Below are 12,152 nucleotides of genomic sequence, written 5' to 3'. Positions count from 1 at the left end.
CGATGGGCGAAAGCGGCGGCGATAAAAGCGAAGAGCCGACACCCCATAGGATGCGCGAGGCGCGGGAAAAAGGCCAGGTCGCAAAAAGCAAAGAGGTCACGACCGCCATCCTCCTCCTGCTCTCCTATTTTCTGTTCCGCTACCTGGGCGAGTTCATGTGGAACAACCTGGCCGAGATGGCTTACGCCATTTTCCAGCTCATCCCCGAAGCGCGCAACTTCAACCTCGGGTTCGTCGCCTATCTGTTGATCCTGGGGCTGCGGGCGATGGCCCTGGTCCTGCTGCCGATCTTCGGCGTCACTTTCCTCGCCGCCCTGCTGGCGGAGGCGGCCCAGACCGGTTTCGTCATGGCGCTCGACCCGCTCAGCCCCAAGCTCGAACGGGTCAACCCGCTCGACGGCCTCAAGCGGATGTTCTCGCTGCAGGGTTTAGTCGAACTGGTCAAGTCGCTCCTCAAGATCGTCATCGTCTTTTACATCGCCTGGTACGCCGCCAAAGACGACCTGGCGTACATCGTCGTCCTGGTCGAGTCGCATCCCTGGCAGGCGCTGGTGCTCGGCGGCGACATCGCCTACCGGATCGCCATGCGGGTCGGGATGTTCTACATCGTGATCGCGATCCTCGATTACCTCTACCGCCGCTGGGAGTTCATGCGCAACCTGAAAATGACCCGCCAGGAGGTCAAGGAAGAGTACAAGCGGCTGGAAGGGGACCCGATGGTCAAGCAGCGGATGCGCGACCTGCAGCGGGCCGTCTCCCAGCAGCGGATGATGTCGTCGGTCCCCCAGGCCGACGTCGTCGTCACCAACCCGACCCACCTGGCGGTCGCCCTGAAATACGAGCAGAACAAGATGAAAGCTCCGCTGGTCCTGGCCAAGGGCGAACGCAAGGTCGCCGAGGAGATCAAGCAGATCGCCGAAAAATGGGAGATCACCGTGGTCGAGAACGAGACCCTGGCCCGCTCGATCTACCGCACCACCCGGGTCGGCCAGGAGATCCCCGCCGAGTTCTACCAGGCGGTCGCCGAGGTCCTGGCCTACGTTTACAAGATCAAGCGCGACCGCGCCGAGCGGAAAAAGGCCTCGCTTGCCCTCGCTCCCCGTTAGGTATACAATATAATGTAAACCATGGCAGTGCCGGGCTTTGATCTAAAGAACCTCCGCAGTCTTTTTTCGCTCAGCGATTTCATGGTGGCGGGCGTCCTGATCGTCATCATCGCCCTGATGCTCATCCCGCTTCCCCCGTTCGTCCTTGATATCCTGCTGACGATGAACATCGCCATTTCCCTGGTGATCCTCCTGGTCGCCATGTACTTGAAAGAGCCGCTGGAACTCGCTTCGTTCCCGTCGATCCTGCTCGTCATCACCGTCCTGCGGCTGTCGCTCAACATCGCCGCCTCCCGGCTGCTGCTGACCAACGCCTACGCCGGCCAGGTGGTCGCCGCCTTCGGCTCGTTCGTCGTCGGCGGCAACTACATCGTCGGCATCATCATCTTCGCCATTATCACGATCGTCAACTTCATCGTGATCACCAAGGGTTCGGAGCGCGTCGCCGAGGTCGCCGCCCGGTTCACCCTCGACGCCATGCCCGGCAAGCAGATGTCGATCGACGCCGATCTCAACGCCGGCCTGATCGACGCCACCGACGCGCGCGCCCGCCGCCGCAAGATCGAGCAGGAGGCCACCTTCTTCGGCAGCATGGACGGCGCCAACAAGTTCGTCCGCGGCGACTCCATCGCCGGCATCATCATCGTCATCGTCAATATCCTGGGCGGCGTCCTGGTCGGCTGGCTGCAGCTCGGCATGTCCCCCATGGAGGCGCTCACCACCTACGCCCTGTTGACGGTCGGCGCCGGCCTCGTCGGACAGATCACCGCCCTCCTGATCGCGATCGCCACCGGCCTGATCATCACCAAGTCCGCCTCGGAAATGAGCCTGGGGAGCGACGTCACCGCCCAGCTCTTCGCCCAGCCGCGGGCCTTCGCCTTTGTCTGCATCATTCTCGGGACTTTCGCCATGATCCCCGGCCTGCCGACCATCCCCTTCCTGATCATGGCGTCGTTCTCCGGCATCCTGGCGCTGGTCCTGATGCGCAACCAGGCCACCAAGGACGAGGCCAAGGTGGTCAAGGAAGAGGTCTCCGCCAAAGACGTGCTGAAGAAGCCGGAAAGCATCCTCGGCACCCTCGGGCTGGACCCGCTGGCGATGAAGACCGGCCGCAACCTGATCCCGCTGATCGACCCGGGCCAGCGCGGGCCGCTCCTCGAGCGGATCACCCTGATCCGCTACAACATCGGCCAGGAGCTCGGCTTTGTCATCCCCGGCGTCCGGGTGATGGACGATCTCTCGCTGCCGCCGAACCAGTACACCATCGACATCCGCGGGACCAAGGTTTCCACCGGCGAGGCACTGCTCGGCTGCCACCGGGTCGACCTCTCCCTCGCGCAGGTCAAGGCGAAAAAGCTGACCGGCACCGAGCTGCGCGACCCGCTGAGCAACGACCCGGTCACCTGGATCGCCGACGAATACCTCCCCGAGCTGCAGAAGCTCGGCCTGGCCGCCCGGGCGCCGGTCGACGTCATCTCCGAGCATTTTACCGAGGTGATCAAGCGCTACGCCGACGAGATCATGACCCGGCAGAACGTCCAGTCGCTGATCGAGCTGGTCAAGAACACCAACGCGGCGATCGTCCGCGAGCTGATCCCCGACCTCCTCTCGCTCGGCCAGGTCCACAAGGTGCTGCAGCTGCTGGTCCGCGAGCGGGTCTCGATCCGCGACCTGTCGACGATCCTGGAGCGGCTGGCCGATTACGCCCACCTCTCCCGCGACATCAACATCCTGGCGGAGTACGTCCGCCAGTCGCTCGCCCGGCAGATCTGCGAAAGCTACACCGACAAGAAGGGGGTCATCACCGTCGTGACGATCGACCCGGCGCTGGAAGAGACGATGATCGGCGCCATCCACCAGTCGGAATACGGCTCGTTCCTGGCGATCGACCCGAACGTCGGCGAAAAGGTCCTGGTCCAGATCTCGGGCCACTTGCAGAACTTCAAGCGGCTCAAGCTCCGGCCGGTCATTCTCTGCTCGCCCCGCCTGCGCCCCCATTTCAAGCGCTTTATCGAACGGAGCTTCCCCGACCTGGCCGTGCTCTCGTACAACGAGATCGTGCCGCAAGTCAAGGTCCAGTCGATCGGCATGATCGCCATCGATTAAGTTGCGTTTTGGCCGGAAAAAATATATAATAAATAGCGTGAATAACGGCGCCTAAGGCGCCGGAGGAGGCCCCCAATGAAAAAGTTATCTGCCGCCGCTCTCTTGCTCCTGCTCGCCTGCTCCCTTGCCCAGGCTATCGGCGTTTCGGAAACGACCGTCCTCGGCAGCGCCAATCCGGCCGCTGCCGCGCCGGGAACGACGCTCAGCACCGTGATCCTGTCGGTCGAAACGATCGTCAGTACCGGCGTTAAAGCCAGCGCGGTGGTTTTAACCAATTACACCGCCAATTTCGGCAGCGGGATCACCTGCGGCACCCTGGAAACGATCCGCCGGATGAAGCCGGGCGCGCTCGCGAGCGGCGGGACCTTGCCGCTCAGCATTACCGGCTTCAAGGTTTATAACGTCGTTATCTCCTCCGCCGCCCGTAAGGGGATCCGCGAGGTCGTGGTCAGCAATGACATCGGCGAACCGGTCGCCAGGGGTTCTGTCTTTGGCGTCGCCGATACCAGCGGGGTCGCTAAGATCGCCTACACCAAATCGTCGATGGACCCGGTCTACCGCCCCGAAGCGATGATCGGCCTCAGCTTCCCGACCGAGCGGATCGGCTACGGGGTCGGCCCGTGGAACGAAATGTGGAAAACGACCAACCGCGGCGTCACCTGGACCAAAAGCCAGCTGCTCAAGGGGACCCCGCCCGACGGTCTTTACCGGATCTTCACCTCCGTCTGCTTCCCGACCGCGCAGACCGGCTACGCCGGCGGGATCTACCTCAACGGCGTCACCGCGGACTACAAGCCGTACATCATCAAAACGACCGACGGCGGCACCACCTGGGCGGAGACCAACCTGACCGATTACGCCACGGTCTGCGCCGTGACCGACCTTTACTTTGCCGACGAGAACACCGGCTGGGCGGTCAACAGCTACCTCGGCATGTCGGGTATGGCGAAGAACCTTTTCCGCACGACCGACGGCGGCGCCTCCTGGCAAACCGGCGGCATCGTCCGGGCCAGTTCCGCCGGCTCTGTCGGCGCTCAATTGAAAGTTCTCCCCGACTATCTCTCACTGATCGGCATCACCGCCGTCCCCAATAGCGGCGGTAAATACGACGTCTGGGCGGTCGGCGCCCCCTGGGCGATCACCGGCACCAACATGATCTTTAAGAGCACCGACAGCGGCGCCACCTGGGCGGTCCAGGATTCGACCGCTTTTTCCGCCCCGGCCGATGCCCGCAAGGTCTACCTGATAACCGACGTCGATTTTGTCGATAACAACACCGGTTACGTGACCGGCGTCGGCATTGTCGGCTTCTCGCCGGTCGTTTCCTCCCTCTACGGCAAGGTCTTTAAGACGACCGACGGCGGCACCACCTGGACCCAGCTCGCGACCGGGATGACCTCCACCCCCGCCCTGCTCGGCGTCGATTTTGCCGACGCCAATAACGGCGTCGTGGTCGGCGCTTACGGCACCATGCTCAAGACGGCCGACGGCGGCGCCACCTGGACCCAGTACTGGCGCGACTCGCGCCACCTGCGCGGCGTCGTCTGCAAAGACGCCAACAACGTTTGGACCTGCGGCGGTACGATGTTCCCCGGCATCCCCCTCCTCTGGGCCGGGGCCTTGCCGCTGAACGAACTGACGGGCGGCATCCTACCTGTCATTGGCTCCCTTAATGCCAAAAACCTCAATGCTAAAAACCTCGGCTACGACCCGGGCACGGCGCCCAACTTAGCTAGTTTAACCGCCAACGCGATCAAGAGCGCCGGCACCAGCGGCGACTACATGCCGGTCAACGGCTACAACGACGGGCCGCTCGGCGTCAAATTCGTCCTCGACCCGACCGTTACCGCCGTCGTGCCGGGCGAAGGCAACGCCGGCGCGACCGACTTGACCCTGACGGTGAGCGGCGCTAACCTGCAAAGCGGCGCCACGGTCGACTTCGGGACCGGCGTCACCGCCAGTGCTCCGAGCCTGACCAGCGATTCGGGCAGTTCCGCCCTGGTCAACGTCAATATCGACGCCGCCGCCGGTACCGGCGCCCGCGACGTTACCTGGACCAACGAGGACTGGGGGAGCGCCGTCGTCTCGTCCGGTTTCAGCATCCTGCCCCCCCTGCCGACGACGACCACCACCGGCACGAACAAAATGACAATCCGCGACGTCACTCCGTCCAAGGAAACGCTCGGTAAGGGGCTGGATATCGCCATTTACATGGGGGCGGACAACACCGTCGCCCCGACCAGGGTCACCCTGATCTCCACCCGGACCGGCCGGACAATGACCTTTACCACTTTCACCTATCGCGACGGCGTGGTCACCCTGCCGAGCATCCCGAGCGCCGAGATCAACCCGAACGACGTCGGCTATTGGAACGTCCGGGTCGAAGGCCCGGGCGCCAGCGCCATGGCGCCGCGGCCGATCCTGATCGACCTGGGGGGCGAAGGGAACGTGGTCGTGACCCCCAACACGATGGGCGAACAGACCTTCCGGGCCCTGGCCGCGGGGGAAACCCCGTCTCGCATGGCTTACACGCTGGCCGGCGACAAGGCGGTCAATGTCTACATCATTGAACTGAAAGAAGGGAAAACCGTTTATCACCGCGCCTACTCCGCCGGCAACGACGGCGGCAAGAGCGGCTACAACGAACAGGTCCTTAGCCTGAAGACCGACCTGGGAGGGACATTCCCGAACGGCGTCTACCTGATCCAGGTAGTGGCCAACGGCAAGGTCATCGGCACCGCCAAGTTCGTCGTGAACAAAATATCATAGAAGGGACGATCGCCGATTAAAAAAGCGTTCTATTGCCTGTTGCTCCTCCTGGCGGTCTGCCTGGCCGCTCGGGCCGAGGATGTCACGATCACCAGCGACATCACCCGGCTCGGCGTCGGCGCCCGGCCGCTCGGCATGGGCAAGACCTTTACCGGGATGTGGGACGACCTGAGCACCATGTACGTCAATCCCGGCGGCGTCGGCACGATCAAGGATCTGCAAGTTTTGAGCATGTCGAGCACCTTCGCCAATGCCGTCGAGTACCTGACGCTGGCCACCGCCGTGCCGACCCCGTACGGCGTCTTTGGCGCCGGTTTCTCGGGGAGCGGCCTCGGCTTCGATACCCCGGTCTTCAACCTGGTGGAGATCGCCACCGGCGAATACCGCATCATCCCCTCGACCAACGAAACGGTCAGCTACGATTACAACAGCAGCGTCGTCGCCCTCACCTACGGCAACCAGTTCTGGCGGCCGGAACTGACGGTCGGCACCACGCTCAAGTTCTTCGGCGAGAAGATCGGCGGCTCGACCAGCGCCAACGCCAACGGCTTCGACCTCGACCTCGGCCTCCTCTACCGGCACGATCCGAGCTGGGCTTTCGGCCTGGCCGGTAAGAACGTTTTGACCAAGGAGATGGGGGGCGTGATCCGCTGGAGCAGCGGCAAGTCCGAGATCCTGCCGATCAACTACCTGGTCGGGTTCGATCACCAGCGCCAGCTCGGCCGCTTTGGGCTCCTGAACGCCGCCCTCGATTACGAGTATAAGCCGGAACTTACCTCCGCCCCCGGTTTCTGGCACGTTGGCCTGGAATGGTGGCCGATCGAGACCTTCGCCCTGCGGGGCGGCGTCGACCAGGACGTCGTCGGCCGCGGCGACGGCTTGAGCCTGAACGCGACGAATAACCTGACCGCCGGCATGAGCCTTAATTTCAGCGGCGTCCGTTTCGATTACGCTTTCCACCAGTACAACCATTTGGCGGCCAACGATACCCACTATTTTTCGCTGGCCTATCTGCATCCCACTCCCCGGGATTACCCGATCGATCTCGGCCAACCGCAGGACAAGAGCGTCATCGACCGGCCCAGCGTCACTTTCCGGGGCAAGACCCGCAACCCGGCGGTCAGCGTCATTAAGGTCAATAACCGGGTCGCCCTGCTCTCCACCCGCGAACGGACTTTCGAGGCGGAAGTCCCGCTGGAGCTCGGCAAGAACAGTATCTGGCTCGCTTCTTACGACAAGAAAGGCAAATTGCTGGAGAAACGGCGCATCCGGGTCCTCCGCCTGACCTCGTTCAACGACGTGCCCGACGACCACTGGGCGAAGCTGCCGATCGAGGAGCTGGCGACCCTGGACCTGATCTCCGGTTTCCCCGACGGCACCTACCGGCCGAACGAAACGCTCAAGCGCGCCCACTTCCTGGTCAAGGTCATGCAGCTCGGCAATATCGCTACGGCCGAACCGGCGCCGATGCCGTTCAGCGACATCCGGGTGCGGCAGCCGGTCGCGCCGTTCGTCAAATCCGGCTACAACCGGCGGCTGGTCCTCGGTTATCCCGACCAGACTTTCCGGCCGTCCAGCACCACCAGCCTGGTCGAAGCGATCCTGGTCACCGTCCGCTACTCCAACCTGCCGACCGCCGAAGTGCTGGAGCGCCCGTACGACGACATTTCCGGCCGCCACTGGGCGATCAAGGAGATCACCGCCGCCAAGCAGAACAAGTTCCTCGATTTCGCGGGGGCCAAGCTTGACCCGAAACAGGACTTTACCCGCGCCAGTTTTGCCGCGATCATCGCCAAGTCCCCGCCGGTCGCCGCCCGGATCAAAGGCTTACTCGATTTTGAGAGCGGTTACCCGGCCTCGTTCCCGTATTGACGCCGCTTCTGGCCCCTGTTTTTTGCCACAATTATCAGCATATTATATTGACACTAATTAATGTAAGGTGTTATCATTGTCCCCAATGAGACCGGCAAAACGCCTAATTTTGCTCTTTTTGGCCGTGGCAGCCGTCGTTCTCCCCTGCGCTCCCGTCCTGTCCCAGTCAGCACCCGATCCCGTCCGCATCGCCACCGGCGCCCGGCCGCTCGGCATGGGTAAAGCGTTCGTCGGCCTGGCCGATGACGTCGGTTCGGTCTTCCTGAATCCCGCCGGCCTGGCCAATCCGACCCGCTGGCAGGTAACCTCCATGTCCGGTAAACTGTTGGAAGAGTTCAATTATCTCTCCCTCTCCGGCCTGTACCCGACGGCGTCATACGGCAATTTCGGCTTCGCTTTTATCGGCTCGGCGATCGGCGGCGCCCTCCCCACCACGATCGAAGCCGGCTCGGACCCGGCCGACCCGATCTATACCGTCGACACGACGACCGACCCGATGAACTACACCAACAATCTGTTCCTCCTCTCCTGGGGCGATAAAATGGAACATCTGCTGCAGCTGCCCGGCCTGGCCGAGATCGGCAAGCGGTGGCCGCAGCTCGGCGGCATCAACCTGGGCGCCAACCTTAAGCTGTTCACCGTCTACCTGACCGGCGACCGCATCACCGGCGGCAACGCCGCCGGCAAGGAGCTCGACCTCGGCATCCAGGGGAAGCCGCTCAACTGGCTGTCGCTCGGCGGCAATCTGCAGAACGCCCTGCCCGCCTCGCTCGGCGGCAAACTGCATTACGATTCCGGCTGGGACGAAAATTATCCCGCCGTCCTGAAACTGGGCGCGGCGGTCGACCTGCTCGCGCCGAGCAATTCCCTGCTCCGCTACGGCAACCACCGGGTCAAATTGCTGACCGACGTCGATTACGAAGTGGCTCGCTCCGCCCAGGTGCCCCCGCTGTTCCACCTGGGGGCGGAATGGAAACCGCTCGATCTGATCGCCGTCCGCGCCGGGATCGACCAGGAGATGATCGGCGTCCAGCAGGCGGCCAACAACCTGACCGCCGGGGTCGGCCTTTATTACGGCGATTTCCGCTTTGATTACGCTTTCCACCAGTTCGCCGGCGCTCCCGGCATCGATAACCACTTTTTCTCGCTGACCTACGGCATCGCCCCCGTCACCGCCCAGCTCAAGGATAAGCTGATCGCTTCGCCCGACCGGCTGATCACCACCGCGGCGCTCGTCGCCGTTTCCGGTGAAGCGCTTGACCGGACGATCACGGCGGTCAAAGTCAACGGGAACAAGGTCGCCCTGAACGCCAAAGGGCTGTTCCGGAGCGAGGTCGCCTTGAGCCTCGGCAAGAACAGCATCCTGGTCGAAGGGTTTGACGGGCTCGGCAAGCCGATTTCCACGCTCAAGCTCCGCGTCCTGCGGTTGATCACCTACCCCGACGTCGCGGCCGACTACTGGGCCGGCGATCAGATCAGCTACATCGGCACGCTGAACATCATCCAGGGTTACCCTGACGGCACTTTCCGGCCGGAAGGGAATATCACCCGGGCCGAGCTCTCGACCCTGCTGATCAGGACCGCCGCCAGCGGCGACGCCAACGTCCCGGCGGCGATCGGCCAGGCCTTCCCCGACGTCCCGCTCAAGCACTGGGCGGTCAAGTACATCAACCTGGCGGCGGACAAAGGGATCGTCAAAGGTTATCCGGACGGCAAGTTCAAGCCGTCGGCCAACATCACCCGGGCCGAAGGGCTGGCAATGATCGCCCGGTTCGGCGCGGTCAAAGAGCTGGCTTATTCCGGCCTGGAATTTAGTGACGTGAACACCCGGCACTGGGCCGCCCCGATCATCGCCGGCGCCTACCGCGACGGGCTCTTGATCCACTTCAAGGACAAGCCGCTCACGCCGAACAAGAAGCTGAACCGCGCCGAAGCGGTTGAGCTGCTTTTCCGCAGCGCGCCGGTCGCCGGTCTGGTCGGCGACCTTAAAAACTTCGAAAGGGGGTATTAACCAATGCGTAAGATCTGCCTGTCTCTGCTCTGTCTTGCCCTGTTGGTCACTACCGCCCTGGCCGGCGAGCGCTGGGTCAGCCAGGCCAGTCCGACCACTCGCGGCCTGTACGCCGTTGACGCGGTCAATAACAGCCCCCGGATCGCTTATGCCGCCGGCGACCGCAGTGTTTGTCTGAGAACGACCAGTTCCGGCGCCAGCTGGGAGATCACCCAGACCGAAACGTTCGGTAATTACCTGGCCGGCATCTCTTTCCCTTCTGCGACGGTCGGCTACGCGGGCGGCGCCTTTATCATGGCTGATCCGAACCTCCCGCTGCTCTATAAAACGACCGACGGCGCTGGGACCTGGGCTCCGCTGAGCGCCCCGGCCAATGCCACAAACATCCTGGACCTCTTTTTTTCCAACGAGAACCGCGGCTGGGTCGCTGTTAACGACACGATCACCACCAACCGGGTCCACCGGACCGACGACGGCGGTTCCTCCTGGACGCCGAAGGTCACCGGGCTGAACGCGACCAAGAACTATTACGGGCTCTATTTCCTGAACGATACCGACGGTTTCCTCGTCGGCGAGACCGGGCTGGTCTACTTGACCAAGAATGCCGGCGAGAGCTGGAGCCAGGCCGCGATCGGGGTGACGACCAGCGACCTGAACGACGTCTATTTTGCCGATATCGACCACGGCTGGGCCGTCGGTAATGCCGAGGCCCTGCTCCGGACGACCGACGGCGGCACGAATTGGACGGCTATCGACGTTCCCTTTCTGACCTCCGACCATACCCTTTCCGGCGTATATTTTTTGGATAATAATACCGGCTGGGTGGTCGGCTGGTCGCCCAGCGGCCCGGTCCTGATCAAGAGCCTCGACGGCGGCGTGACCTGGACGGCGGAAACTTTGCCGGCCGGCGTGACTAGCGGCCGCCTTTACGACGTCAACTTCGGCAACCAGTACAACGGCTGGGCGGTGGGCGAAGGGAGCAGCTTCATTTTTAAATACGTAGTCGACCCGACGATCAGCAACGTGCGGCCGACGGCGCGCTTTGCCGGCTGGACAGGCCTGGTCACTTTTGAAGCGATCAACGCCCTGGCCGGCATGACCTTTGAAGCGGTCAAGAGCGGCGGGAGCGGCGTTACCGTCTCGTTCGCGACCGTTGAGAGCGTGTCGCCCACCCTCATCGCCTCGCTCCTTATCACCGCCGAAGCGGCCGCGACCACCGGCGATTGGACCCTCTATTTCCGCAATCCCGACGGCGGCGTCTCGACCGCCGCTTTCACCGTTAACCCGATCCCGGCCGTTTCCACCGTCACCCGCGCCCACCCGATCGAGGGGAACACCAATTGGGACCGGCGCGGCGCCCTCCGCCGGATCGCCGTGACCGGCGGCAATTTCCAGGCCGGCGCCGTCGTCTCCTTTAGCGGCAGCGGGGTAACGGTCTCCGCCGCCACGCTGGAAAGCGCGACCACGCTGGAAGCCACGATCGCGATCACCGAAGCGGCCGACCTGGGCTGGCGCGACGTTACCGTGACCAATCCCGACGGCGGCACCGCCACTCTGGCCAGCGCCTTCCAGATCCTGCCCAACTCGGTCGGGCCGACGATCACCGGCGCGGCGATCGCCGGCGCGGTCGACGCCTCGTCCAAGAAACTGCCGATCAGCGCCTGGCCGCCGCGGATCAGCTGTACCCTGGAAGATCTGACCGGCCTCACCGCCGCGACCGTCAACTTTAAGGTAATTCTCAATTCGCCGGTCGCTTACTACAGCTCGTTCGCCGGGGAGACCGTCTTCACGCCGGACGCGGCCGATCCGACCCATAAAGGGACGATCGCCGCGGTCCTGCGCAACGTTAAAGTCTTCACCTCGGAAGTGGTAACCGACGCCTACCCGATCTTCGGCTCGCCGGTCGACGTCTATTTTTACGCGGAGGACCGCGACAGTAACCCGACGCTCCAGCTCTACGACACGGTCTACGTCGAAGGGGCGGCCGCGCCGGCCAGGAGCATTACCAGCGTCCTGGTCGCCCCGAACCGGCGGCCGACGCCGGCCGATCCGGCCGCCATCCAGTTCCTTTCCACCGACCTGGAGGGGACGCTCGACATCTACTTCATGAACGTGATGGGCGGGGCGTCGCGGAAGATCAGCACGGTGGTCACCAAGGGGCTGAACAAGGTCAATTTCGACGGCCTCGACCTGATGGGGCACCTGATCTCCAACGGCATGTACAAGGTGAACTTCGTTTACGGCGGCCGCTCGGTCGGCAGCGGCCTGATGATGATAACGCGCTAAGG

The 12,152-nt window shown here is 63.4% G+C and carries 6 protein-coding genes; all 6 read left to right on the top strand.

The features are described from left to right. The first annotated feature begins 2 nt into the window (after positions 1–2). The 6 genes from flhB to WC529_05375 all read left to right on the top strand — a co-directional run bounded on the left by flhB (position 3) and on the right by WC529_05375 (position 12,150). Positions 3–1,106: a flagellar biosynthesis protein FlhB gene (gene flhB / locus WC529_05400; GenBank protein MFA5113712.1), complete on the top strand. Its 1,104-nt coding sequence runs from the start codon at positions 3–5 to the stop codon at positions 1,104–1,106. Positions 1,107–1,127: 21 nt separating this feature from the next. Then, positions 1,128–3,212, top strand: a complete 2,085-nt coding sequence (locus WC529_05395; GenBank protein MFA5113711.1) for a flagellar biosynthesis protein FlhA — start codon at positions 1,128–1,130, stop codon at positions 3,210–3,212. A 75-nt stretch (positions 3,213–3,287) separates the two neighbouring features. Beyond that, positions 3,288–5,981, top strand: coding sequence for a hypothetical protein (locus WC529_05390; GenBank protein MFA5113710.1), 2,694 nt, complete (start codon positions 3,288–3,290; stop codon positions 5,979–5,981). A gap of 39 nt (positions 5,982–6,020) precedes the next feature. Beyond that, entirely contained in the window at positions 6,021–7,853 is a 1,833-nt protein-coding gene (locus WC529_05385) for an S-layer homology domain-containing protein (GenBank protein MFA5113709.1), read from the top strand. Between the two features lie 85 nt (positions 7,854–7,938). After that, the gene (locus WC529_05380) at positions 7,939–9,864 is read left to right on the top strand and encodes an S-layer homology domain-containing protein (protein ID MFA5113708.1); all 1,926 of its coding nucleotides are present in this window, start codon (positions 7,939–7,941) and stop codon (positions 9,862–9,864) included. A 3-nt stretch (positions 9,865–9,867) separates the two neighbouring features. Next, entirely contained in the window at positions 9,868–12,150 is a 2,283-nt protein-coding gene (locus tag WC529_05375; GenBank protein MFA5113707.1) for a YCF48-related protein, read from the top strand. Positions 12,151–12,152 lie beyond the last annotated feature (2 nt).

The sequence above is a fragment of the Candidatus Margulisiibacteriota bacterium genome, from assembly GCA_041650855.1.
Lineage (GTDB): Bacteria > Margulisbacteria > WOR-1 > O2-12-FULL-45-9 > XYB2-FULL-48-7 > JALOPZ01.
This window is presented reverse-complemented; position numbering and strand designations above follow the sequence as displayed.

Bases quoted from the DNA above. Each gene is read 5' to 3' on its own strand.
- WC529_05375 (MFA5113707.1), top strand. From the start codon at position 9,868: ATGCGTAAGATCTGCCTGTCTCTGCTCTGTCTTGCCCTGTTGGTCACT.
- WC529_05395 (MFA5113711.1), top strand. From the start codon at position 1,128: ATGGCAGTGCCGGGCTTTGATCTAAAGAACCTCCGCAGTCTTTTTTCG.
- flhB (MFA5113712.1), top strand. From the start codon at position 3: ATGGGCGAAAGCGGCGGCGATAAAAGCGAAGAGCCGACACCCCATAGG.
- WC529_05380 (MFA5113708.1), top strand. From the start codon at position 7,939: ATGAGACCGGCAAAACGCCTAATTTTGCTCTTTTTGGCCGTGGCAGCC.
- WC529_05390 (MFA5113710.1), top strand. From the start codon at position 3,288: ATGAAAAAGTTATCTGCCGCCGCTCTCTTGCTCCTGCTCGCCTGCTCC.